The sequence below is a fragment of the Alcanivorax sp. NBRC 101098 genome, assembly GCF_001010505.1.
Classification (GTDB): Bacteria; Pseudomonadota; Gammaproteobacteria; order Pseudomonadales; family Alcanivoracaceae; genus Alcanivorax; species Alcanivorax borkumensis.
Genome location: NZ_AP014613.1, coordinates 2926653 through 2950042 on the forward strand (window position 1 = coordinate 2926653; position 23390 = coordinate 2950042).

General features: G+C 55.8%; 22 protein-coding genes. 10 read left to right on the forward strand and 12 right to left on the reverse strand.

What is annotated here, in order from left to right; genetic code table 11:
- The first annotated feature begins 44 nt into the window (after nucleotides 1-44).
- On the forward strand, nucleotides 45-689 hold the full coding sequence (locus tag AS19_RS13290) for a flavin reductase family protein (RefSeq protein ID WP_035459919.1): 645 nt from the start codon (nucleotides 45-47) through the stop codon (nucleotides 687-689).
- On the opposite strand, the gene AS19_RS13295 is transcribed toward AS19_RS13290, so the two are convergent.
- Nucleotides 690-1016, reverse strand: coding sequence for a hypothetical protein (locus tag AS19_RS13295; protein ID WP_035459917.1), 327 nt, complete (start codon nucleotides 1014-1016; stop codon nucleotides 690-692).
- A gap of 194 nt (nucleotides 1017-1210) precedes the next feature.
- Here AS19_RS13295 and AS19_RS13300 point away from each other — a divergent pair, with 194 nt between their 5' ends.
- Nucleotides 1211-1639, forward strand: a complete 429-nt coding sequence (locus AS19_RS13300; RefSeq protein ID WP_011589882.1) for an META domain-containing protein — start codon at nucleotides 1211-1213, stop codon at nucleotides 1637-1639.
- A gap of 89 nt (nucleotides 1640-1728) precedes the next feature.
- Here the strand turns inward: AS19_RS13300 and fba are convergent, their stop codons facing one another.
- The 4 genes from fba to tkt all read right to left on the reverse strand — a co-directional run bounded on the left by fba (nucleotide 1729) and on the right by tkt (nucleotide 7247).
- Nucleotides 1729-2793, reverse strand: coding sequence for a class II fructose-bisphosphate aldolase (gene fba, locus AS19_RS13305; protein WP_011589883.1), 1065 nt, complete (start codon nucleotides 2791-2793; stop codon nucleotides 1729-1731).
- Between the two features lie 136 nt (nucleotides 2794-2929).
- Nucleotides 2930-4093 carry a phosphoglycerate kinase gene (locus AS19_RS13310; protein WP_011589884.1) on the reverse strand — a complete coding sequence of 388 codons (1164 nt, stop codon included), beginning with the start codon at nucleotides 4091-4093 and terminating at the stop codon, nucleotides 2930-2932.
- 63 nt (nucleotides 4094-4156) lie between these two features.
- Entirely contained in the window at nucleotides 4157-5191 is a 1035-nt protein-coding gene (locus AS19_RS13315; protein WP_011589885.1) for a type I glyceraldehyde-3-phosphate dehydrogenase, read from the reverse strand.
- Nucleotides 5192-5246: 55 nt separating this feature from the next.
- A complete protein-coding gene (gene tkt / locus AS19_RS13320; protein WP_011589886.1) occupies nucleotides 5247-7247 on the reverse strand; it encodes a transketolase in 2001 nt (666 codons plus the stop codon).
- 207 nt (nucleotides 7248-7454) lie between these two features.
- Here tkt and AS19_RS13325 point away from each other — a divergent pair, with 207 nt between their 5' ends.
- The 8 genes from AS19_RS13325 to AS19_RS13360 all read left to right on the forward strand — a co-directional run bounded on the left by AS19_RS13325 (nucleotide 7455) and on the right by AS19_RS13360 (nucleotide 16245).
- Nucleotides 7455-8429 (forward strand): metalloregulator ArsR/SmtB family transcription factor, encoded by a 975-nt coding sequence (locus AS19_RS13325; protein ID WP_011589887.1) that lies wholly within the window; start codon nucleotides 7455-7457, stop codon nucleotides 8427-8429.
- Between the two features lie 79 nt (nucleotides 8430-8508).
- Nucleotides 8509-9657, forward strand: a complete 1149-nt coding sequence (metK, locus tag AS19_RS13330) for a methionine adenosyltransferase (protein ID WP_011589888.1) — start codon at nucleotides 8509-8511, stop codon at nucleotides 9655-9657.
- Nucleotides 9658-9778: 121 nt separating this feature from the next.
- Nucleotides 9779-11167, forward strand: coding sequence for an adenosylhomocysteinase (gene ahcY / locus AS19_RS13335; protein WP_011589889.1), 1389 nt, complete (start codon nucleotides 9779-9781; stop codon nucleotides 11165-11167).
- A gap of 70 nt (nucleotides 11168-11237) precedes the next feature.
- Nucleotides 11238-12065, forward strand: coding sequence for a methylenetetrahydrofolate reductase [NAD(P)H] (metF, locus tag AS19_RS13340; RefSeq protein ID WP_011589890.1), 828 nt, complete (start codon nucleotides 11238-11240; stop codon nucleotides 12063-12065).
- Nucleotides 12066-12398: 333 nt separating this feature from the next.
- Nucleotides 12399-12866 (forward strand): aminoacyl-tRNA deacylase, encoded by a 468-nt coding sequence (locus AS19_RS13345; protein ID WP_011589891.1) that lies wholly within the window; start codon nucleotides 12399-12401, stop codon nucleotides 12864-12866.
- A 214-nt stretch (nucleotides 12867-13080) separates the two neighbouring features.
- Entirely contained in the window at nucleotides 13081-14574 is a 1494-nt protein-coding gene (gene pyk / locus AS19_RS13350; RefSeq protein WP_011589892.1) for a pyruvate kinase, read from the forward strand.
- A gap of 282 nt (nucleotides 14575-14856) precedes the next feature.
- A complete protein-coding gene (locus AS19_RS13355; protein ID WP_035459905.1) occupies nucleotides 14857-15075 on the forward strand; it encodes a hypothetical protein in 219 nt (72 codons plus the stop codon).
- Between the two features lie 15 nt (nucleotides 15076-15090).
- Entirely contained in the window at nucleotides 15091-16245 is a 1155-nt protein-coding gene (locus AS19_RS13360) for a hypothetical protein (RefSeq protein WP_011589893.1), read from the forward strand.
- A 333-nt stretch (nucleotides 16246-16578) separates the two neighbouring features.
- Here AS19_RS13360 and AS19_RS13365 read toward each other — a convergent pair whose 3' ends face one another.
- The 7 genes from AS19_RS13365 to AS19_RS13395 all read right to left on the reverse strand — a co-directional run bounded on the left by AS19_RS13365 (nucleotide 16579) and on the right by AS19_RS13395 (nucleotide 23321).
- Nucleotides 16579-17868 carry an MATE family efflux transporter gene (locus AS19_RS13365; protein WP_041705635.1) on the reverse strand — a complete coding sequence of 430 codons (1290 nt, stop codon included), beginning with the start codon at nucleotides 17866-17868 and terminating at the stop codon, nucleotides 16579-16581.
- A gap of 77 nt (nucleotides 17869-17945) precedes the next feature.
- The gene (locus AS19_RS13370) at nucleotides 17946-18239 is read right to left on the reverse strand and encodes a YrhK family protein (protein WP_011589895.1); all 294 of its coding nucleotides are present in this window, start codon (nucleotides 18237-18239) and stop codon (nucleotides 17946-17948) included.
- 85 nt (nucleotides 18240-18324) lie between these two features.
- Nucleotides 18325-19392 (reverse strand): hypothetical protein, encoded by a 1068-nt coding sequence (locus AS19_RS13375; RefSeq protein WP_046962208.1) that lies wholly within the window; start codon nucleotides 19390-19392, stop codon nucleotides 18325-18327.
- Between the two features lie 394 nt (nucleotides 19393-19786).
- Nucleotides 19787-20071, reverse strand: a complete 285-nt coding sequence (locus AS19_RS13380; RefSeq protein WP_011589897.1) for a pyrimidine/purine nucleoside phosphorylase — start codon at nucleotides 20069-20071, stop codon at nucleotides 19787-19789.
- Nucleotides 20072-20407: 336 nt separating this feature from the next.
- A complete protein-coding gene (locus AS19_RS13385; protein ID WP_011589898.1) occupies nucleotides 20408-21157 on the reverse strand; it encodes a hypothetical protein in 750 nt (249 codons plus the stop codon).
- On the reverse strand, nucleotides 21154-22275 hold the full coding sequence (locus tag AS19_RS13390) for an AI-2E family transporter (RefSeq protein WP_011589899.1): 1122 nt from the start codon (nucleotides 22273-22275) through the stop codon (nucleotides 21154-21156). Before AS19_RS13390 ends, AS19_RS13385 begins: the two co-directional genes overlap by 4 nt.
- Before the next feature lie 68 nt (nucleotides 22276-22343).
- Complete coding sequence (locus AS19_RS13395; RefSeq protein WP_041705154.1) at nucleotides 22344-23321, reverse strand: calcium/sodium antiporter; 978 nt, start codon at nucleotides 23319-23321, stop codon at nucleotides 22344-22346.
- Between the last annotated feature and the right edge of the window lie 69 nt (nucleotides 23322-23390).

The window sequence follows — 23390 nt, forward strand, 5'->3', positions numbered from 1 at the left end:
CTCACGGCAGGCACTGATAATACGGGCCTAGGAGGAATCACACCATGCATCTAACCGCAGATACACTCAACGATCTACCGCGCGGTCAACGAATCAACCTTGTTAACAGCTTATCCGGCTTCAAAAGCGCCAATCTTGTCGGCACCTGCTCAGACGGTGGAGAGGAAAACCTGGCCATGGTCGGCTCTTGTTTCCACCTCGGTGCCGACCCTGCCCTGATGGGGATGATCATGCGTCCTCATTCAGTTGATAGACACAGTCTCGAGTACCTAGCGGCGACTGGAGTTTATACTCTGAACCAAGTGCATGAGGATATCCTAAAGGCGGCACATCAGACCTCTGCTCGCTACCCCCGTGAGATTTCCGAATTTACTGCCACCGGGTTGACGCCATCTTACCTACCCGCTTTCCAGGCACCCTTCGTGGAAGAGGCGCGGATTAAATTGGGAATGGTGGTGATCGAAACTCAAACGTTAGCCGTTAACGATACCGTTTTGGTGATCGGCGCCATTGAGCATATTTTACTTCCAGACAATGCCGTAGAGAACGATGGCTTTGTAAATATTGAACGGGCAGGCACGGTGGCTTTATCCGGGCTCGATAGCTACCACCGCAGCCAATCCATGGGGCGGCTCAGCTATGCCAAACCAGACAAACCCACGCACTGGCTACACGACAACGCGACATGATTACGGAACCGGTGAGGGCTGCGTCAGTGCCACCCAGGCCCACCAGCCGGTCAACACCAGCATGGGCAGCGATATCAACAACCCCCACATTACTAAGCGGTTTGCCCAGGGGTTCATCGCTGGGTGGCGCAGTGCGAAACATTGGGAGGCCGGCACTGGCAGCAAAAGAATGGCAAAACCCCATAACCACAGCCGCTGACCAAAAGCGGTCAGCATCAGGGTGAGCCAGCCCATCCAAAGGATCCCTACCCCCACCGCCGACAACATCGCCAGCGGTAACGCTAGCCACTGGTGGTCAACGTAAAACTGCAGAAAGGTATTGAGCATGGTCGATCATCTTAGTCTGTTAAGAGCGGAAATGGCCTGAGTGCATTGTCCTCCTCACTGGCAACCAGTCAACGCTTGTCACCCATTGACTGGTTCCACCTTGCGCCATATCAATAAGCTCGGCCACCGCAGGGAACCATATGCCAGCCGCCGCAGACTAATGACTTAACCCAACAACGCATCAAGGAATCCCCATGAGTCGATTTCGCCTTCCGCTGCTCTTGAGCAGCAGCGCCCTGTTACTGGCCGCGTGCACAGGACAACCGAGCAGCGGAGTCCATACCATGGTCGAGGAAAGCCAGTTGCGGGGTGAAGCTTGGTCAGTAATTTCTCTCAACGGTGAAAACATCACTGACGCCACTCTCTCCCTGAACTTCCATCAACCTGGACAAGTAGCAGGCAACGCCGGCTGTAACAACTACATGGCCACCTATGTGCAGAATGAGGGCCTCTTCACCATTACTACTGGCGGCGTCACTATGATGGCTTGCCCCAAACCGCTGATGGAACTGGAACAGAAATTTCTCAATACGCTTGGCGATATCTCTCAGGCCCGCATCAATGCCGATGGCATACTGGTGTTGAGCGGTAAGGACGGCGAGAAAATCAAGGCCACTCGCTAATGTAGCGATACACAAAAAACCGCGCCCGGTTGGGCGCGGTTTTTTTGTCGATCCGCGTGCGGCCTATAACCGAAAGCGTTCGGCGACGTTTATTTAACCCGTGGATCCAAATCACCGGATTCATAACGCTGGAACATCTTTTCTAAGCTGATCGGTTTGATCTTGTCCGCATAACCCGCCGTACCAAAAGCTTCATAACGGGCCATGCAGATATCTCGCATGGCAGTGATGGATTCTTTCAGGTATTTACGTGGATCAAACTCGGCTGGGTTCTGGGCCAGGAAGCGACGGATTGCCCCGGTGGACGCCAACCGCAAGTCGGTATCGATGTTGACCTTACGCACACCGTGCTTGATGCCTTCCTGAATTTCTTCCACCGGCACACCGTAGGTTTCCGGAATTTCACCACCAAATTCATTAATGATCGCCAACCAGTCCTGCGGCACGGAAGAAGAGCCGTGCATCACCAAGTGGGTATCCGGAATGCGTTTATGGATCGCTTTAATCTGCTCGATGGCCAGAATATCCCCGGTGGGTGGGCGAGTGAATTTATAGGCCCCGTGGCTGGTACCGATAGCAATCGCCAGGGCATCCACTTTGGTTTTCTGCACAAAGTCAGCCGCTTCTTCAGGGTCGGTCAGCATCTGCTCGTGGGTTAGCTTGCCGGCCGCACCAATACCGTCTTCTTCACCGGCTTCACCGGTTTCCAAAGAACCCAGACAACCCAGCTCACCCTCAACAGACACACCACAAGCATGCGCCATGTCCACAGTGCGGCGAGTTACCTCCACGTTGTACTCGTAATCGGTGGGGGTTTTGCCATCTTCACCCAAGGACCCATCCATCATCACCGAGGAGAAGCCCAGCTGAATAGAGCGCTGGCAAACAGACGGGCTGGTGCCATGGTCCTGATGCATAACGACAGGAATATGTGGAAACTCTTCGGTGGCCGCCAGAATCAGATGACGCAAGAAAGGCGCACCTGCATATTTGCGGGCTCCAGCAGACGCCTGCACGATCACCGGGGAGTTGGTTTTGTCCGCGGCTTCCATAATGGCGCGCATTTGTTCCACATTGTTCACGTTATAAGCCGGTACGCCGTAGCCGAACTCGGCAGCGTGGTCCAGCAGCTGTCGCATGCTTACTAGTGCCATGGTATTTCCCCTTCATTATCCGTTTGCGATGCGCGCGCACCGCCTATGCTTCGTCCATTACAACCCGATGTCAAAAACCAAACGCCTAACGTACGAGTTGTCGTCAGGCCTTCGGCGTCGAGCATTCGGCGTTTTATCAATCCTTCGCCCGTGCCTCAAGCATAGCCACTGCCGGCAGCACCTTACCTTCCACAAACTCCAGGAAGGCACCACCACCGGTAGAGATGTAGCTAACCTTATCGGTAATGCCGTATTTATCCACCGCCGCCAGGGTGTCGCCACCGCCAGCAATGGAGAAAGCATCAGAATCGGCGATGGCCAGGGCCATTTCACGAGTGCCTTCACCAAACTGATCAAATTCAAAAACACCCACCGGACCATTCCAAATAATGGTTTTGGCTTCTTTCATTAGTGCCGCCACGATGTGAGCTGTTTGCGGGCCCACATCCAAAATCATGTCGTCGTCGGCCACGTCTTCCACTTTCTTGGTCGCCGCCTCGGCGGATTCAGAAAAGGCCTTGGCAGTAACCACATCCACCGGAATCGGGATGTGTACCTTCTCGGCAATTTTCTGTGCGGCAGGAATCAGGTCCTTTTCATACAAAGACTTACCCACCGGGTGCCCGGCAGCGGCCAGGAAGGTGTTGGCGATACCGCCACCAACCACCAACTGATCCACTTTATCCGACAACGATTCCAGCACTTCCAGCTTGGTGGACACCTTGGAGCCACCCACAATGGCCACCAAGGGTTTGGCGGGTGCATCCAGCGCCTTACCTAAGGCATCCAGCTCATTGGCCAGCAGCGGGCCGGCACATGCCACAGGCGCAAATTTGCCCACCCCATGGGTGGATGCCTGCGCACGGTGTGCCGTACCAAAGGCATCCATTACATAGATATCACACAGTGCCGCCATTTTTTGTGACAGTGCTTCGTCGTCTTTCTTTTCACCTTGATTGAAGCGAACGTTCTCACACAACACCACCTGACCGTCCGCCACCTCGACGCCGCCCAGCCAATCTTTCACTAGCGGTACATCACGGCCCAGCAGACCTCCCAAATGATCGGCCACCGGCTGCAGAGAAAATTCCTCCGCATACTCACCTTCGGTTGGACGCCCCAGATGAGACATCAGCATCACCTTGGCGCCGGCCTTGAGCGCATGTTCAATGGTCGGCAATGAGGCACGGATGCGCGCATCACTGGTGACCTTGCCATCCTTCACCGGCACGTTCAGGTCTTCACGGATCAGAACGCGTTTGCCTGCCAGATCCAGGTCGGTCATGCGTTTGAAGTTCATTTCGTTCCTACCTCATTAAATTCTGCCAGACGCCATGCTGACGCCAAACGTTTAAGCAACACGTCAGGCGCCCAGCTTAGAGCATCCAGCCTTGTTCAAAGCTAATTCATTCACCCAGTCCAACAATCGGTTGGCATAACCCCATTCGTTGTCGTACCAAGCCACTACTTGCACCATATCGCCCTGCACTCGGGTCTGAGTCACATCAACGATCGCGGACTCTGTACGGTGATTAAAATCCGCGCTGACCAGCGGCGCGTCATTGTAGCCAATCAGGCCCGCCGACACGGTTGCCTGTTGGTGTAGCCACTGATTAAGACTGTCTTCATCCGGTGTCTGTTCCAACCGCAAAGTCAGCTCCACCATAGCCACATTTAGGGTTGGCACTCGAATGGAGTCACCATTGATGCGCCCAGCCAGCGCCGGCAATACTTGTTGTACCGCACCAATGGAACTGCTGGTGGTGGGCACGATGTTCTGTGCTCCGGCCCGCCCCCGGCGCGGGTCCCGATGAACGTGATCCAGCAAGGTCTGATCCGAGGTGTAAGCATGGATTTCTTTCATCAATACCTGCTGAACACCATACTGCTGGTCTAGCCGCTGCAGCAGCGGAGCAATGCAGTGCGTAGTACAAGACGCCGCCGACAGCACCTGGCTGTCGTCACGAACGTCCTCATGATTGACGCCGTACACCACGATTTGATCCGCTTGATCAAACGGCACCGCACCGATAATGACTTTTTTCGCACCGGCTTGTAGGTGACGAGACGCGCCCGCATGGCTGCGAAAATGCCCGGAACACTCCAGCACTAAGTCCACCCCGAGCTCACCCCAAGGCAGCAACTCTGGCTGTGGTTGCTCCAGCAACATGGGCGCCTGTTTGCCAATACGCAGCATCCCATCAATCAACTCAGCCGGCTCCGCCAGCCGCCCGTGGGTGGTGTCGTAACGCGTCAGGTACAACAAATCTTCCGGGCGGCCCTTGTCGTTGATCGCCACCAACGTAAACGGCGCCTGCCAACCTGCGCCTTCGCGCTCGGCCAGAGCACGGACAAAAGAACGCCCAATACGGCCATAGCCATTAATGGCGATGCGCATTAGACAGCGCTCCGCAGCAGCGTCACGTGCCCAGCACCAGGCGTCCGGCGTTTCATTACAACAACGACTCCACTGCTTCCTGTACGGCTTCAGCGGTGATATTGAAGTGCTTGAACAAATCCCCCGCCGGAGCGGAAGCGCCAAAGCTGTTCATGCCAATCACCTTGCCGTCCAGGCCCACAAAGCGGAACCAGTAATCGGCAATGGCGGCTTCTACCGCGACCCGGGCGCGCACGTCGCCTGGCAACACGCTGTCCTGGTACGCCTTGTCCTGGGCCAGAAATTCTTCCACACAGGGCATGGACACCACGCGAATATTCTTACCGGTGAGCGCTCTAGCCGCAATCACCGCCAGCTCCACTTCAGAACCGGTGGCAATGATGATCGCGTCCGGAGTGTCTTCACCCGTTTGCAGCAAGGTGTAGCCACCCTTTTCGATCTCAGCCAGCTGTTCGCTGCCACGCTCCATGCAGGGCAGCCCCTGACGAGAGAAAATCAGCGCAGACGGACCATCCTGACGCAATACAGCCTGCTTCCAGGACACCGCCGACTCCACCGTGTCACAAGGACGCCAGGTGCGCATGTTCGGGGTCAGGCGCAAGTTGGCCAATTGCTCAATGGGCTGGTGAGTTGGGCCATCTTCGCCCAGGCCAATGGAATCGTGGGTATAAACCAAAATGTTCGGCTGGTGCATGATCGCCGCCATGCGCACCGCGTTGCGGGCGTACTCCATAAAGACCAGGAAGGTGCCGCCGTAGGGGCGTAGGCCGCCGTGCAGGCACAGGCCGTTCTGGATGGCGGTCATACCAAATTCGCGCACGCCGTAGTGAATATAGTTGCCGCTGGCATCGTCTGCGGTAACCGATTTGCAGCCTTTCCAAATGGTGTTGTTGGAACCGGCCAGGTCGGCAGAGCCGCCAGCCAATTCTGGCAACAGCGGGCCGAAAGCGTCCAACGTATTCTGGCTGGCCTTGCGGGTCGCCACCTTTTCGCCTTTTTCCTGACACTCACGGATATAGGCATCCGCTTGCTCGGCAAAATCCGCCGGCAGCTCGCTAGCCATGCGGCGCGTAAACTCAGCGGCCAGCTCCGGGTACGCAGCCTGATAAGCATCGAAACGCTGCTGCCACTCACTCTGCGCTTTGGCACCCGCCTCTTTGGCATCCCAGGCACTCTTAATGTCCGCGGGGATCTCGAACGGGCCGTACTCCCAGCCCAGCGCTTTACGGGTCAGAGTGATTTCGTCTTCGCCCAGGGCGGCACCATGGGAATCTTCCTTGCCCTGCTTATTCGGGCTACCGAAACCGATAATGGTTTTGCAGCAGATCAGCGTAGGCTGGGAGGTGTTGGCGCGGGCATTTTCCACCGCCACCATTATTTCTTCCGCGTTGTGGCCGTCGACATTAGGAATCACCTGCCAACCGTAGGCGCGGAAACGCTCTACGGTATCGTCGGTGAACCAGCCTTCCACTTCACCGTCAATGGAAATGCCATTGTCGTCGTAGAAGGCCACCAGTTTACCCAAGCCCAAGGTGCCTGCCAGGGATGCCACTTCGTGGGAGATCCCTTCCATCATGCAGCCATCACCCAGGAAGCAATAGGTGTTGTGATCAACAATGGTGTGCCCATCACGATTGAACTGCCCCGCTAGCATCTTCTCAGCCAGCGCCATGCCTACCGCATTGGCAATCCCCTGCCCCAGCGGGCCAGTGGTGGTTTCGATGCCCGGAGCGTCACCATATTCTGGGTGTCCGGCAGTGGGGCTACCCAACTGGCGAAAGTTTTTGATGTCATCCAGGCTGACACCGTAACCGGTCAAATGCAGAAGGCTGTAAAGCAGCATGGAGCCATGGCCATTGGAGAGCACAAAGCGGTCGCGGTCGGCCCAGGTTGGGTCCGCCGGGTTGTGTCGCATGAAATCGCGCCACAAAACTTCGGCGATATCCGCCATGCCCATGGGCGCACCGGGGTGCCCGGAGTTGGCTTTCTGTACCGCATCCATGCTCAGGGCACGGATAGCGTTGGCGAGTTCACGGCGGGCGGGTGCACTGGACATGCAGGGCTCCAAACTGGCTGGTGGCTGAAAAGGGGCGCTATTGTCCCTCAAGCCGATAACGCCTACAAGCCGCACGCCCCAGAGCTCGCCGCTGCCTAGTTTCTGCATACCGCGTATGGGCCTGTTGCACGCAACGGGTTAAGCTGACAGACAGACCTATATCAATTTATTTTGATTTAGTTTTCAGTTGCGCTAAACTGCGCCACCATGACTGCACTGGCCCCCTCTCCACCGGATGTTACCGACCGCCTGGCAGCCTTTCTCAAGGCCGCTGGTGACCCGCTGCGCCTGCAGGTGCTGCAAGTATTGGGACAGAACAGCTTCGGCGTGCTGGAGCTCTGCGAGATCATGGCCATGAAGCAGTCCGGTATGAGCCACCATCTAAAGGTGCTCACCAACGGCGGGCTGGTGGAAAAACGCCGCGAAGGCAATTCCATTTTTTACCGTCGTCGCCTGCCTCAGCCAGATAATACGGAAGGCGCTCTTCACGGCGCCCTGCTTGAAGAGCTGGACAATGGAGCACTGGATTTCCAAGTGGCTGGGCGACTGGAACAGGTGCAAAGCCAACGAGCGGAACAGAGCCGGGCTTTTTTTGCCCGCCACGGGGAAGCCGGGGACGATAAGCAGGAGCTGATTGCCGACTACTCGCAATACGCCGAACAAGCCTTGGAACTATTGGTGCGTGCGTGCCCCCAAGGCGGCTCGGCTCTGGAGATCGGCCCTGGAGACGGGCGCTTTCTGCAGGAGTTGTCACAACGATTTGATACGGTAACCGGGCTGGACAACGCCGAAGCCATGCTGGCCCGAGCCCGCCAGCAACTGCAGGCGGCAGCACTGAACAATGTGCAACTGATCTGCGGCGAATGGCCTGCCAGCGCGGCAACCTTACCTGCGGCAAACGCGGTGGTACTAAACATGGTGCTGCACCATCTGCCCGCCCCGGCCAGCGCGATCCGCGCCGCCGCGGCACAATTGCAGGCCGGCGGCACTCTGCTGATCACCGACCTGTGTCGGCATGATCAGCACTGGGCCCACGAGGCTTGCGGTGATTTTTGGCTCGGCTTTGATGAAGCCGATCTAGTGGATTGGGCCGGCCGCGCCGGTCTTGAGTTGCAGGAAAGCCAGTTTCTGGCCCTGCGCAATGGTTTTCAGGTGCAGGTACGCACCTTCAGGAAGAGTTGAGCTTTACACTTTCAACTCATTTTTTTCGCGCCTATTGAAGGCAACGCAACGATCAATGAATCACGGGAGCACTCCAGTAATGAGTGAATATTCCATCTTTACCTCCGAGTCCGTATCCGAAGGCCATCCGGATAAAATGGCTGACCAGATTTCGGATGCCATTCTGGATGCCATCATCAAAGATGACCCCCACGCCCGCGTGGCGGTAGAAACAATGGTAAAAACCGGCATGGCCGTGGTTGCCGGTGAAGTGCGCACCAATACCTATGTGGAATTGGAAGACATCGTTCGCCAAGTGATTCTGGATATCGGTTACGACAGCTCAGAAAAAGGCTTCGATGGCGCCAGCTGTGCCGTGCTCAACGGCATTGGCAAACAGTCCGCCGACATTGCTATCGGTGTAGACGAAGCGGAAGAGAAAGAAATGGGTGCCGGCGACCAAGGCCTGATGTTTGGCTTCGCCACCGACGAAACCGACACCCTGATGCCCGCCCCGGTGTACTACTCCCACCGCTTGGTAGAGCGCCAAGCCAAGCTGCGCAAGAACAGCACCCTGCCTTGGTTACGCCCAGATGCGAAAAGCCAGGTGACCTTGCGTTATGACAACGGCAAGCCGGTAGCTGTGGATGCGGTAGTACTCTCCACCCAGCACTCCCCGGACATCAAGCTCGCGGATCTGCGTGAAGCGGTGATGGAAGAAATCATCAAGCCGGTGCTGCCCGAAGAGTGGCTGCACAAGGACACCCTGTACCACGTGAACCCCACCGGGATTTTCGTGATCGGCGGCCCCATGGGCGACTGCGGCCTCACCGGCCGCAAGATCATCGTCGACACCTACGGCGGCATGGCCCGCCACGGCGGCGGCGCCTTCTCTGGCAAGGACCCGTCCAAGGTGGATCGTTCCGCTGCTTATGCCGGACGTTACGTGGCCAAGAACATTGTCGCCGCGGGCTTGGCCAGCAAGTGCGAGATTCAGGTGAGCTATGCCATTGGTGTGGCCGAGCCCACGTCTATCTCGGTAAATACCTTTGGCACCGGCAAAATTAGCGATAGCGCCATCGTCGACCTGGTACGCGAACACTTTGATCTGCGCCCACGCGGCATTATTGAAATGCTCGACCTACGCAAGCCGATCTATCGCCCCACTGCCAGCTACGGCCACTTCGGCCGCGAAGGCTTCAGTTGGGAAAAAACCGACAAAACCGAAGCGCTTAAAGCAGCACTTTAAACGCTTACCTGCACACAAACACCGCAGGCAGGCATACCTAACACCTTGGGGCTCGCCACACAGCGAGCCGACTAGCACCACGTAATGCGTTTAGCATGTTACGTGCAAGCGGAGAAACAGAATGAACGCGAAAGTAGGCACCTTTACTGATTATAAAGTCGCGGATATTTCCCTAGCGAATTATGGCCGCTCAGAAATCCATATTGCCGAAACCGAAATGCCGGCACTCATCGCTATTCGTGAAAAATACCGTGCCGAGCAGCCGCTGAAAGGCGCCAAAATTATTGGCTGCATTCACATGACCATTCAGACCGCCGTACTGATCGAAACCCTGATTGCCCTGGGCGCAGAAGTACGCTGGTCCAGCTGTAATATCTTCTCCACCCAGGACCACGCCGCTGCCGCTATCGCTGCTGCCGGTGTTCCCGTGTTTGCCTGGAAAGGCGAAACCGAAGAAGAGTACATGTGGTGCATCGAGCAGACCTGTCGCGACGGCAACGGTGAACTGTGGGAAGCTAACATGATTCTCGATGATGGCGGCGACCTGACCGGCTACATCCACGAAACCTACCCGGCCATGCTCGACAACATTCACGGCATTACCGAAGAAACCACCACCGGTGTACACCGTCTCTACGAGATGCTGAACAAAGGCACATTGAAAGTGCCCGCAGTGAACGTGAATGATTCTGTCACCAAGAGCAAAAACGACAACAAATATGGTTGCCGTCATTCCCTGAACGATGCCATCAAGCGCGGTACCGACCACCTGTTGTCTGGCAAGAAAGCCCTGGTTATCGGTTACGGTGACGTGGGCAAGGGCTCCGCCCAGTCCCTGCGTCAGGAAGGCATGATTGTGAAAGTCACCGAAGCCGATCCAATCTGCGCTATGCAGGCCTGCATGGACGGCTTTGAAGTGGTCAGCCAATACAAAGGTGGCATTAACGATGGCAGCGAAGCCTCCATCAACACCGATCTGCTAGGCAACACGGATCTGCTGGTTACCACCACCGGCAATTTCAATGTGTGCGACGCCAACATGCTCAAGGCGATCAAGAAAGGCGCCGTGGTCTGTAACATCGGTCACTTCGACAACGAAGTGGATACCGCCTTCATGCGCGAAACCTGGGAATGGGAAGAAGTAAAACCCCAAGTCCACAAAGTATGGCGCAATAAAGCTGAAGGCGATTTCCTGCTGCTGCTTTCCGAAGGCCGCCTGGTCAACCTGGGCAACGCCACCGGGCACCCCAGCCGCATCATGGATGGCTCCTTCGCCAACCAGGTACTGGCGCAGATGTATCTGTTCGACCAGGGCTACGCCAACCACTCTGATGCCGTGAAAGAAAAAATGCTCAAGGTAGAAGTGCTGCCCAAAAAGCTGGATGAAGAAGTGGCCCGCTACATGGTGGAAGGCTTTGGTGGTGTGATCACCAAGCTCAGCAAAGAGCAAGCCGACTACATCGGCGTAGACGTGAACGGCCCCTACAAGCCCGAACATTATAAGTACTAAACACTGGTACGCCCCACGCATCATGCAACACGCGTGGGGCGTGAGGTGTGCAGCATGAAGCGAGTTCCCAATGAAACGAATCAGTTTTGAATTCTTTCCGCCAAAAACCGACCAGGGGAAAGAAAAGCTACTGGCGACGCAGCAAAAACTGCTGGTCAAGAACCCCGCGTTTTTTTCCTGCACCTTTGGTGCTGGTGGCTCCACCCGTGACAATACCCGCGACACCGTCAATAAGTTGCGCGAGCAACACGGCGACACCGCACCGCATCTGAGCTGCATCGGTCAGAGCCGCGAAGAAATCTTGGAGCTGGTCAACGGCTACAAAGAAGCCGGCGTGCAACGCATCGTTGCCCTGCGTGGCGACTTACCTTCCGGCATGGGTTACGCCCAGAGCGAGATTAAATACGCCGACGAACTGGTGCAATTGATCCGCCAGGAAACCGGCGATCACTTCACCCTGGAAGTGGCAGCCTACCCGGAAATGCACCCGCAAGCGCGCAGCTTCGAAGATGATATTGCGCACTTCAAACGCAAAGTAGATGCCGGCGCCAACAGCGGCCTAACCCAGTATTTCTACAATGCAGATGCCTACGGCTATTATATGGATGCGTTACAAAAGATTGACTGTGACGCTCCTGTCTACCCCGGCATCATGCCCATTCTCAACGTGGCCAACCTGTTACGCTTTTCCAATACCTGTGGCGCCGATGTGCCACGCTGGCTGCAAAGCAAGCTTAACGACATCAAGGATGATGACGCCGCAGTGAAAGCATTCGGTGAAGAAGTGGTTACCCGTTTATGCGAGCGACTGCTGGCCATGGGCGCACCGGGCTTGCACTTCTACACCATGAACCAAGCCGGCCCCAACCTTCGTATTCTCGACAATCTGGGGATGTGAAAAGGCACCGTTAAGCTTCACGCTACAACACGGGCCGGGGTGGCACCATCCGATAACCGCCCTGCCCGTGCAATGCAGCTGAACATTTAAACGTGAAAATTTGATAAGAAACCCCAGAAACCGTCCTCCCGGCTTTCCTCATCTCTTTTTGTCGCTTGTAGCTAGACTCCTTCGCTATAAACATTAGCCCATATTCGCATTTCCCCTCCTGCGCGCCGCGTTTTACTCTTAACTAAACATACCGTCACGGAGCGTGTTCTCGCTTCAGCCACCAGCTGTTTGTTAGCCCCCGCTCCCCGAGCCCGGCCATCCTGTTCCGGGAGGAGGTTTATCATGCCCGCCCGCGCTCTGGCAGATTTTCTCGACAACAACAAGGTCAGCTACCACTGCTACAACCACGCGCCCGCCGTTACCGCCTCTGAAGTAGCGCAATCCGCTCATATACCCAGCCGAAATATGGCCAAACCGGTGATTGTTGAAGCAGATGGCGAACTGGTTATGGCCGTACTCCCCGCCAATCACTATCTGGACCCTAACAAACTGCGCCAGGCCCTCAACGCCAATCACGTTAAGCTAGCCAACGAAGACCATTTCAAGGGCCGTTTCCCACTTTGCGAACCTGGCGGCGAGCCGCCTTTCGGCAATCTGTACGGCATGAAGGTGTATGTGGACAACACCTTGCTCAGCGAAGACTGGTTGGCCTTCAATGCAGGCACACACACCGAAGTGATAACAATGGGCATGGGCGATTTTCTTCGTCTCAGCCAGGCGCAGGCCTGTGCCTTCGCCATGCTTCATTAGACATCACGGGTAAAGCCCCTTACATCGCCACCGGCATCCCCTTTCCCCGTTCGGCTGAACGGGGCTTTCTTTTCTCCCATCGTCATACCATTCGCTGCAAAAACTGCGGAGCAGCACCGGCCTGCGAGACCCTTTTGAGAAATCATGCTGACACCACAAAGAAGCCTGCAGACTGTCATCGTTCGTTCGCTTCTGCGTGGTATGCTAATTCGAAATGATTGCCGGAAAGATACGCATGCCTCCTCGCACCTCTCAGCACCCGCTGCGCCGCACCAAAATTGTTGCCACCGTTGGCCCCGCCTCTGCCCCCCTCTCCATGCTCGATACGCTGATTGGGGCGGGCGTTAATGTGTTTCGGCTGAACTTTTCCCACGGCACCGCAGACACCCATCGCGATACCGCCGAACAGATTCGCCATTGCGCCGAGCAACGCGGCGAACACGTAGCGATACTGGCCGACCTGCAAGGGCCTAAGATCCGCATTGGCTGCTTTCGCGACGGCCCCATCATGCTCACCGCCGGCCAACCCTTTACGCTTGATACTGCTCTGTCAGATGACGCAGGCGATACCGAGCAGGTCGGCGTCAGTTACCCACCACTACCCAGCGACTGTGAACCCGGCGATATCCTGCTGCTCAATGACGGCCTGCTAGAACTCGAAGTAAACACCATCAACCGCACCCGGGTGGAATGCACGGTGCGCGTGGGCGGTGAACTCTCGGATCATAAAGGCGTAAACCGCAAAGGTGGCGGCCTCAGTGCCCGCGCCCTTACCGAGAAAGACCTGGCGGATATCATCACCGCCGCCGACATGGAGGTGGATTTTCTCGCGCTCTCCTTTCCCCGCGACGCGGAGGATGTAAACGAAGCACGCCGCCGTTATCAGGAAGCCGGCGGCAAAGGTGACATCATTGCCAAAATCGAACGCGCCGAAGCCGTGGCAGACGACGACACCTTGGATGCCATTATCAATGCCTCCGACGGAGTGATGGTGGCGCGTGGCGATTTGGCCGTGGAAATTGGTGATGCGGAACTTGTCGGCGTGCAGAAGCACATCATCCGCCGGGCACGAGCGTTAAATCGCTTCGTGATTACTGCCACCCAGATGATGGAATCCATGATCCACAGCCCACAACCCACCCGGGCAGAGGTCTCAGACGTAGCCAACGCGGTACTCGACGGCACCGACGCCGTCATGCTGTCAGCGGAAACCGCGGTCGGCGACTTTCCCAAAGAAACCGTACAGGCCATGGACCGGATCATCCTTGGCGCCGAGCGTACCTGGCAGGAACGCAGGGCTGATCGGCCGATCAACGACAACGCCGACAACATTGACGAAGTGATCGCCATGGCCGCCATGCAGGCAGCCAACCGACTCAGCAACGTGGCCGCCATTATTGCCATGACGGAAACTGGTAACACCCCGCGGCTAATGTCTCGATTACGCTCTGGCATGCCCATCTATGCATTCACCCCCTACCCCTCCAGCCAGCGCCGAGTCGCCATTTTACGTGGTGTATATGCCATGCCCTTCGACAGTCACGCACTGGCTAGCGACACCGTCAACCGCAAAGCGGTGAGCATGTTAGAAGACATGGGCGTAGTGCAGACTGGCGACCGGATACTGATCACCAAGGGCAATTATGCCGACGCCCACGGTGGCACCAATACCCTGAAAATCGTCGAGGTCGGCAGTAACATTCAATAATTCTTTTGCGGAGCCTTCATGCCATTTCCGTTGTGAAGGCTCCGGCTCTGCACCCTAAAGAGCAAAACGCTCGCTCTGCCAAAAAAACCGCAAATTTTTTTTCAGAAACACCTTAGCAGCAAGCTTGCACAGACAATGGTCGGCTCCACTGTGTGCAATAGGTTGCAACAGATAAAATGCTCTCCCCCAACATTTTCTCAAGCGCCAGTCGAAAGCGGCTTTTCGGCAACAGTCATCCTTATTCTTTGCTGGCATAGTAACGCCTGAATTGAAGGAGGAACCATGTCTGACTCCATTAGTACCTTAAAGCAAAAAGGGTTGCCCGCCGATGCGCTAGCCTTTATTGAATCCCTGCCCGCAGATCAAGCCAACACGTTAGCTGATGCGGTGCTTGCCGCCTTGGCAAGCAAAGACGCTCGCGTAGAAAGAGCCATGAATAATGCTTTGAATGTCGTACCGGGGCCTTTTCGTCGGCCAGTCAAAAAAATGTTGTTCGGTTAAAGCTGGAGTATAAGCATGCATATTGAAACCCAAGCAGAGCTACTCAAACTGAGCCGATTACTGGAAACCGATGAAACAGACATGGCGTTTCTAGAGGGTCAGGACCTAACGTCCCTGGCCGCATTCCGCACCCGTATTTCCAGCTTTTTTTATCAGCAACATCAGGATAGCTATCAACGGTTGGCAGGCATCAGCAAACTGGTACCCACCGGCGCCAGCGCCAAGTTGGCCACCACCGTGCTCGGCTCGGTATTGGCGGCGGGCATTGCATCCGAGCTACCCGCCGACCGCGCTATCAAACTAGCGGACAAACTACCCAACGACTTTCTCGCCAAGCTATGCATCCACCTTGAGCCGACATATTCTCGCGCTCTGCTGGCCGCCATGCCCGACAAAATTGTTGCCACTGTGGCCAAATCATTACTGGCCATGAATGAACACATCACCCTTGCCCGCTTTGTAAACGTGATTCAACCCTCTGCATTGAAAGCGGTTACCGCTTCGGTAGAGGATGGCGAAGCCATGGTGAAAATTTCGCTGTATCTAGAAGATAAGAGCACGCTCAATACTTTGCTCGGTTTACTCAGTGAAACCCAGCAACGCGCTACATTGAAAGCGGCCACCGATCATGAATTATGGCCCGCTGTGCTGTCACTTAACGGCCATTTGAATACTCAGCTTCGCGGCCAAATGGGGAACTTGGTGGCCGAGCAAGGCGAAACCGTACTCAGCCATATTATCGATGTGGCCAGTGAGCAACGCCTGTGGACCAATCTATTACAGGCTGTTAACGCCATGGATAATGCGCATCAACAAACTGTGGTCAACGTGCCCAAGTTACGTGAAGACACTATTATAGAAAGCCTTATCACCACCGTGGCCGAAGAAAATAGCTGGGACGAGCTACTTCCTTTGTTCTCGCTACTGGACCACGCCCACCTAACGCCAGCGCTAGAGGTGCTCACCGAGCGTCAACCCCAGGCCCTGAACCAAGCACTACGCCAAGCTCACGACAGCAGCCTGCTGGGGCTGTTTGGGCATTTGCCCGAGGATCAGTTACCCCGAGTTGCTAAAGCCATTCAAAGCCAGGGAACAGATAACTGGACGGCCTTTGTTGCTCGCAATGGCGATGCCCACGAAATCGAAGCGCTGAAAGCACAGATTACATAAACCATCAGCTCCGAGGGTTGCTCCTACATTACGGTTAAGCAACGTCCAGGAAGGCGCTATCGTTCAACTTACCAATCGACGTAAGTAGCGCCTTGCGGATACTAACGTACCCGCCCCACAAGAGTTCTGCACCTCGCACACCGACAGTTATCATCGAAATATGGATGACCACCGCGACGACGCCCTGGATCTATCTCCTCGGCGTTAACGACTAGGCTGCTGCAAAAGCTGTGCATACCCGCGTATTTGTCGCACAGCAACAACAGAAAAGCGGTGCCAGACTTTTCAATATCTTCACGGATGTAAGGCGAGAGCAAGATAGGCAATCCGTGTTCAGTTTGATCGTGCTTGAACGCTCAAGTGATCTTCCCTCAACGCTTGTTGATAGAAACCCCACGCCATGATTCCGGCCAGCACATTGCCCAATGCGGCCCCTAGAGCAAAGCCACCGAAACCACCAAACTCCAAACCCAACCATAACAAGGGCAAATAGCACAGGAACAAACGCAGGAAGGAAATCACCATGGCACGCATGGGCCAGCCCAGCGCATTGCTGGCCGATACCACCAGCATGCATACGCCAAGGAAACCATAGCTAGGCGGAATCCAGCGAATCAGTACGGTTAGATAAGCCTGCACCGCCGGCGTATCCACCAGTACGCTGGCCAACGGCGCGGCAAACAACGCCATCACCAACCCCAGCACCACCTGCCAGACAATCACCATGCCGGCGGCCACCTGCATCAACCGCCGCACCGTGGCCCAGTCGTTGCTGCCATAACAGCGCCCCAGCCAGGGCGGTAGCGCCATGGTCATCCCCAGCACCCAAACAATGGAGAAGCCTTCCAACCGACTGGCCATGCCCCAAGCCGCTACCGCCTGATCGCCGGAACGGGCCACCAAGGCCGTAGCCACCATGGCGGCCAGCGGCGGCATTAGCTGGCTAACCATGGCCGGACCGGCAATCTGTGCAAACGGCCAAGCAGACACGCGCACCTGCGCCACCATGCCATGGCGTTGCACCCAACCTTTGCCCCGCAAGGCATACGCCACAATGACGCCACCGATGGAAAACGCCAACAGCGTCGCTAATGCCGCACCGGGCAAACCCAAGCCCTGCCAATCGCCAATGCCAAAAATAAGAATCGGATCCAATAACAGATTCAGCAAACTGGTCGCTACCATCATCATGCCTGGAAAACGGGTATTGCCGTGGGCACGGAACAGGCTGTAGCCAAAATACACGACCCCGCCTACCCACATGGCCGGCACCTGCAAAGCCCAGAAGGGGCGAATCATGGAGCGAATCTCGTCGCTAGCCCCGAGCAACCTAAACGCCGGCTCTTGGATGAGCCATAACACCAGCACCAACATACCTTGCAGTAGACCGCCACCGACCAACACCAACGCACCCAACCGATTGGCTTGTTCTTGCTGGCCAGCGCCAATAGCCCGAGAAATCAACGCGGCAATAGCAATGCCGATGCCCACCTGAACGCCGATAACCAGAAACGCCAGCGGGAAAGTAAACGACTGGGCGGCCAGTGGCTCCGTACCCAGCCTGGCCACAAAGATACTGTCGACCAGATAAAAGCCCAATAGGGACATGACGCCCATGGCCATAGGCCAAGTCTGCTGCCATAACTGGCGAACCAGGGTCAGAGTGGGCAAGGATGCCGTATCGGTTTGTGGGGTGCCGTTCACGTAACGTCCTGCCGATTATCTACCTCGCCGGGATGGCGACCCTTACTGCGTTCGTAGGTCACGATGGCGCTGCCGATACTGCCAATCAACATGCCCACCGAGCCGATAATAAACAGCCAAGTGCCAGCCTGCTGCCAGCTTTCCCAAAGAAAAAACACACTGCCAACGACAAAGGTGCCATTACCAATCAAACCTAAAATAACGTGGAACCACTGATACCGATGGACAAGTGCGCGAGTCAGTGCCCAGCTGCTGGAGTTCGATGAGGATGGTGAAGTAGATGTCATCATGGTCCCTCTAGCTGAATCAGGAGAGCGAGCCTAACACGGCTACGAGGAACTGTCCGTCAAACGCCACCCTGCCCAGTGGCTGCGCTTACAGAGGGTGCAAACGATCAACTAGTTTGCCGGTTTCAACCAACTCCAGAAACTCATCGCCAAGACGCTGACTTTCAGCCACCGCCTTGCGCCAATAAGCCTCGCGACCAGCGTCATTACCACGATACTGTTTGAAATCCGTACGATCGGGAAGCTTGCCGTGGGGCAGGCGTGCCAAATAGTCGCGGGACGGGGAGACTAGCAACAGGTTGCGCAAGCGTTGCGGGTCGCCGTTGCGCCACCGCAACGGTTTATCAAACCAACCGGGGATTACCCGATCAGTGAAATGCGGGAACAACACAATACCTTCGCTCTGATAAGGCAGGTCTAGGTGATAATCGACCAGGCCGCCATCGCGATACACGCCATCTGGAGCACCGGGCAAGCCGGTGACGCCGTCCAGCACCATGGGAATCGCGGCACTGGCCAACAATGCCGCCCGCACATTATCCGCCCGCAGATTCACATGGTGGGTGGTGAAATCATTGAGCTCCCCCAACGGCAAAGCATCCCCTTGCGGATAAACCAGCGCACGCTCCATAAACCAGCCGATAGCTCGGCGGCTAAACAAATTGGTGCCAATCAAGCCTGCCAGCCCTAGCCCCCCCTGACGGGCCATCAACCCACGGCTGCGGGTCATCACAATCACCAGCCGGTAATCCGGATTATGCAGAATCCGCTGATCCCGATCCTGCAGCAGTTCCGACAACATCTGCGCGCAGCGCAGGCTTATCTCTTTGGCGGTGATGCCTTTAGGAAAACGCTGCTGAGTATAGAGCGCAGCCAAACGGGCCAGGCCTTCGCGGGCATCGCCCATGGTAATGGCCGCAAACCGCCAGCTGCCGATAGACGCGCCAATCAAGGTCCGCGGGCGCGGCGCGGTGGGCAAAAAATCCCCGAACACCGCTTGGTCTAGGCCGTTGATGCCTAACGCTTTTGGCCCGCCGGCAGCGCCGGGAACGATATCCACATCGGCGGCCCGCAGTCCATGTTCGCGCAAATGCGCAATGGCAGCGCTCCCCGCGCGAAGAGACAACGCAGGGGCTGAGGTATGAATAGAAACCACCCAATATCTCCGCATCTATTCCAGCAGGAGTAACTATGGTAACGAGAAAAAGAAACGCGCCGAAATAGCATTCCACTATTGGAGCAAAACAGTACGGCAATCCTGCCGCTGAAGATCGCTCAAGACGCAAGTGAACGCTAATGGCTGCTCAGCAGCGGCACCACAAATTGGGAACAACGCAGGAAAGGAAACACGAAGGGAAGCCAGCCTGAAAGACTGATCAGGTAACGGGCTCAACGGCCTGCCAGATCACGCCGCATCAGCAGCGGTTAACCTCGACCCAGCAAACGCTGGCACAGAGTGGCGCCATCCCTGGCTAAAAATAATGACATCAGGAATCCCTCTGATGTTGCGCCTGTTTTGGCAGACGCGCTTCTGCTACTAGCCTAGCGAATTATTCGCCGTAGAGACAAAGATAGGCCGTATCAATAGCCACTTTCACCTGGAATTTCTGGTCAGCCTCAATCTCAAAGGTTTCCCCGGCAACAAAGGTTTGCCAATCGGCACTGCCCGGCAACTTAACCGTTAGGGCACCGCTGGTTACGGTCATGGTCTCGTGTTCACTGGTGCCGAATTCATAATCACCCGGCGCCATAACACCGATTGTGGCTGGCTTGGTTTCGGTTTGAAACGCAATGGATGCCACCTTGGCATCGAAGTATTCGTTGACCTTGAACATACAAGAGACTCCGCTGATTCAATGGAGGCGCGAGTATGCCAAAAGCCTGAGCAAATCACCGCTTATTTCCCATTGTTCGCGAAAACCGGCCACTAACTAACCGTGCCGACATCGCCTGAAAGCGTCATTAGCTGTCCAATGGTGGCGCAGTAGCAAAGGGCGTTGCCGTAGGCCAGTTTGGGATGGCGTCAATGGAAAAGGAAGTGCCTGACTGTTTGGTTCATGGCATGAATAAAACGCAAAAGGGCATCGTAATCACACCGATGCCCTACTTTTTGGTATTGGTTGGCCTTTCAGGGGTTTTTCTAGGGAGCCCTGGAGCTAGCTAGCTGACGTTTAGTTTGTGAACGGTTGGCAGTACAAGGAGATCTGGTCGTCGTCGCTATCAAATTCCGTATAAGCAATGATTGCGTCGTAGCTGCGACCGCTGCTGACACTACAACTCACCTCATCAATCATTACGCCCTGAGTTTCATTGTTGATAGTAACGGTCAGGTTACTGCCAGCACTGAGTGATACATAGCTGCTGCCATCGGCATATTCCAATCCACTCACAAGCGGTTGGCCGCCGGGAATGCCACTGCTTGAGGTAACGCTCAACTCATCTCCGGATAAGCGCGACAGAGTATTGATAAAGCGAACTCGAATCTGCCCGCTGGCTACATCCATTTTCTGATGACTGAAGGTTTTCAGCTGGCGATTATCTAAGGTGGTATCCCCCATCAGCACCACGGTGTAACGATTGCCGGCAATGAGAGTGCGATTGATCGGGCCGCTGACCAGCGAGCTGCCTGAACTGCTACCACGAACATCGAAGGCCACCGACTGGCTGTCATCATCCAGATCCAGGCTATTGACACTCACGTTGCCCCGCGTGGTGTAGTCCACGTCACTTTCCAGTGCCGAATTCTGGTCATCCACGAACAAATCCACGGTAATATCGTCTTCGCTGCCGCCACCTACCTGGGTAAGCTGATTATGGAAGTACAGCCGAGTACTGTCGGAGAATAGATCATCGTCTTCATCACAACCGAATGCAGACAAACCGACAACGGACGCCGCCATCACCAATCGCAGAAAAATCATCGCTGTTCACTCCCGGAGGAGGATTCAGCCTGCGCGCTTTGGACCGGCAACCCAGGCACATCCTCCTCGTTAAATTCACGGATAAAGATACCCCAAAACGCGACAAAAAGAGCCGCTAGCAGAGGACCAACGGCAAACCCAGTGATACCAAACATGGCCAAACCACCCAGGGTGGAAAATAGCACCACATAGTCCGGCAACTTGGTATCACGGCCCACCAGAATCGGGCGCAGAATATTGTCCACCAGGCCGATCACAAACACCCCGAACAAAATCAGGACGGTGGCCTCCTTCATGTCGCCCACGGCATACAGATACAACGCCACCGGGAACCAGATCAGCCCTGCACCCACCGCAGGAATGAGTGACAGTACCGCCATCACTACCCCCCACAGTAAAGCGCCAGGAATGCCCAGCCACCAAAAAATCAGCCCGCCCAAAGCACCCTGCGTAATCGCCACCAGCAGGTTTCCCTTAATGGTGGCACGGGTCACTTCCGCAAACTTAGCAAACAGTAACTCTTCACGCTCATCGCCTAGAGGCAGAGCCCTAATCAGCATAGCCACCATGGAGTCACCATCGCGGATCAGGAAAAACGCCAGATAGAGCATCAAGCCCAAGTTGAGGAAGAATTGAAAGGTATTCTGCCCTACCGCCAATGCCCGTTTAGCGAGGAACTGACCGGCGCCGGTAAACGCCTTGACCGCCTGTTCTTTGATTTTTTCAAGGTCCACATCAAAACGCTCTGCCAGAGATTGCACTCCCGGAAAAGCGTGTTTGACCTTGTCCACATAGCTGGCCAGATCAATCTCACCGCTTTGCACCTTCTGAAACAACCCGACCCCTTCGGTGACGAATGAGGTCGCCACCGCCAGCACAGGAATCACCACCAGCACTACACACAGCATCAGGGTAAACAGCGCCACCAAATTACGTCGTGTCGGCCAGCGAGCCAGCAAGCGTTTATGCAAAGGATAGAAAATCACACTAATTGCGCAGGCCCAAAAGATAGGCGCAAAGAAAGGCTGAATCAGCAAGGCAAACACGGCGCTCACCGCCACTAGGGAAAACAGAAAAGCACGCTGTTCCAGTTTTTCCAATATTCCCGAGTCCCGCATACCCTGCCGCCTCCTTATCTCTCGTCATTCGGATAAAACCGAAGCCGTCCGTCCGAGCCCAAGCGAGGTCAACCGCCCCCCAGCATGGTAGACCCCAGATAACCCATGTATGCCACATAAACCACCAGCAAACCAACGCCGTTAGCTCGGGTTATTTGGCCCTTACGGCCCCACAGGCCGAAACCCATGACGAACAGCATCAGCGTCAGCCCCATCATTAGAGACCAGTCGCGCTGCAAAACGCCTGCATCCACAGTCATGGGTTTGATGGCGCCGGCGATACCGACCACCGCCAACGTATTGAACAAATTCGAGCCTAGCACGTTACCAAAGGCTATATCGTGTTCGCCCTTGCGCACCGCCGCAATGCTGGAAGCCAGTTCCGGCAAAGAGGTGCCAAGAGCAACGATAGTAAGGCCAATGATCAAATCGCTGACGCCCAAGGACTGGGCAATCAAGACTGCGCCCCACACCAGCGCCCGAGAGCTGACCACCAGCAGAATCAACCCCACCACCAACCATAGCAACGCTTTCTTCAACGGCAGCGGGTGCTCTGCCAGATCCGTTTCCACTTCTCCGGCGAGCACATCGGCTTTGCCCGTCATCGCCGCATAAATAGACCAGCCCATCAGTACCGCCAACACCCCAATCAGCACCCAGGCGTCTAGGCGAGAAATGTGTCCATCGATGAGCTGATAGCCCGACAGTAGGGTAATCAGTGTGAGAATCGGTAGCTCTTTCTTGAGAATAGCGGAATTCACCAGAATCGGGCTCATTACCGCCACTACCCCTAGAATGAGGGCGATGTTAGAAATATTCGACCCGTAGGCATTACCTAACGCCAGAGACGGGTTGCCTTCCAGCGCCGCCAGCGCCGACACCACCATCTCCGGGGCAGACGTACCAAAGCCCACAATCAGCATACCGATTAACAGAGGCGGCATACCGGCATGAACCGCCGTACCCGCCGCCCCTTCGACAAATTTGTCCGCACTCCATACCAGCAGTATCAGCCCGCCAATCACGGCGGCAATGGCCAGCAACATCGGCACTCCTTGGGGTCATCAATTCAGGATGATAATCATCTCAGGCGGGCACATTGTGGCAGAGAGGAG

What these genes read in the sequence shown, in the direction of transcription:
- AS19_RS13360 (WP_011589893.1), top strand. Translation starts at nt 15,091, where the DNA reads ATGCATATTGAAACCCAAGCAGAGCTACTCAAACTGAGCCGATTACTG.
- AS19_RS13395 (WP_041705154.1), bottom strand. Translation starts at nt 23,321, where the DNA reads ATGTTGCTGGCCATTGCCGCCGTGATTGGCGGGCTGATACTGCTGGTA.
- AS19_RS13370 (WP_011589895.1), bottom strand. Translation starts at nt 18,239, where the DNA reads ATGATGACATCTACTTCACCATCCTCATCGAACTCCAGCAGCTGGGCA.
- AS19_RS13310 (WP_011589884.1), bottom strand. Translation starts at nt 4,093, where the DNA reads ATGAACTTCAAACGCATGACCGACCTGGATCTGGCAGGCAAACGCGTT.
- AS19_RS13365 (WP_041705635.1), bottom strand. Translation starts at nt 17,868, where the DNA reads ATGGCCATGGGCGTCATGTCCCTATTGGGCTTTTATCTGGTCGACAGT.
- tkt (WP_011589886.1), bottom strand. Translation starts at nt 7,247, where the DNA reads ATGTCCAGTGCACCCGCCCGCCGTGAACTCGCCAACGCTATCCGTGCC.
- AS19_RS13300 (WP_011589882.1), top strand. Translation starts at nt 1,211, where the DNA reads ATGAGTCGATTTCGCCTTCCGCTGCTCTTGAGCAGCAGCGCCCTGTTA.
- AS19_RS13325 (WP_011589887.1), top strand. Translation starts at nt 7,455, where the DNA reads ATGACTGCACTGGCCCCCTCTCCACCGGATGTTACCGACCGCCTGGCA.
- AS19_RS13315 (WP_011589885.1), bottom strand. Translation starts at nt 5,191, where the DNA reads ATGCGCATCGCCATTAATGGCTATGGCCGTATTGGGCGTTCTTTTGTC.
- AS19_RS13345 (WP_011589891.1), top strand. Translation starts at nt 12,399, where the DNA reads ATGCCCGCCCGCGCTCTGGCAGATTTTCTCGACAACAACAAGGTCAGC.
- pyk (WP_011589892.1), top strand. Translation starts at nt 13,081, where the DNA reads ATGATTGCCGGAAAGATACGCATGCCTCCTCGCACCTCTCAGCACCCG.
- AS19_RS13295 (WP_035459917.1), bottom strand. Translation starts at nt 1,016, where the DNA reads ATGCTCAATACCTTTCTGCAGTTTTACGTTGACCACCAGTGGCTAGCG.
- AS19_RS13355 (WP_035459905.1), top strand. Translation starts at nt 14,857, where the DNA reads ATGTCTGACTCCATTAGTACCTTAAAGCAAAAAGGGTTGCCCGCCGAT.
- metF (WP_011589890.1), top strand. Translation starts at nt 11,238, where the DNA reads ATGAAACGAATCAGTTTTGAATTCTTTCCGCCAAAAACCGACCAGGGG.
- fba (WP_011589883.1), bottom strand. Translation starts at nt 2,793, where the DNA reads ATGGCACTAGTAAGCATGCGACAGCTGCTGGACCACGCTGCCGAGTTC.
- AS19_RS13290 (WP_035459919.1), top strand. Translation starts at nt 45, where the DNA reads ATGCATCTAACCGCAGATACACTCAACGATCTACCGCGCGGTCAACGA.
- metK (WP_011589888.1), top strand. Translation starts at nt 8,509, where the DNA reads ATGAGTGAATATTCCATCTTTACCTCCGAGTCCGTATCCGAAGGCCAT.
- AS19_RS13385 (WP_011589898.1), bottom strand. Translation starts at nt 21,157, where the DNA reads ATGATTTTTCTGCGATTGGTGATGGCGGCGTCCGTTGTCGGTTTGTCT.
- ahcY (WP_011589889.1), top strand. Translation starts at nt 9,779, where the DNA reads ATGAACGCGAAAGTAGGCACCTTTACTGATTATAAAGTCGCGGATATT.
- AS19_RS13390 (WP_011589899.1), bottom strand. Translation starts at nt 22,275, where the DNA reads ATGCGGGACTCGGGAATATTGGAAAAACTGGAACAGCGTGCTTTTCTG.
- AS19_RS13380 (WP_011589897.1), bottom strand. Translation starts at nt 20,071, where the DNA reads ATGTTCAAGGTCAACGAATACTTCGATGCCAAGGTGGCATCCATTGCG.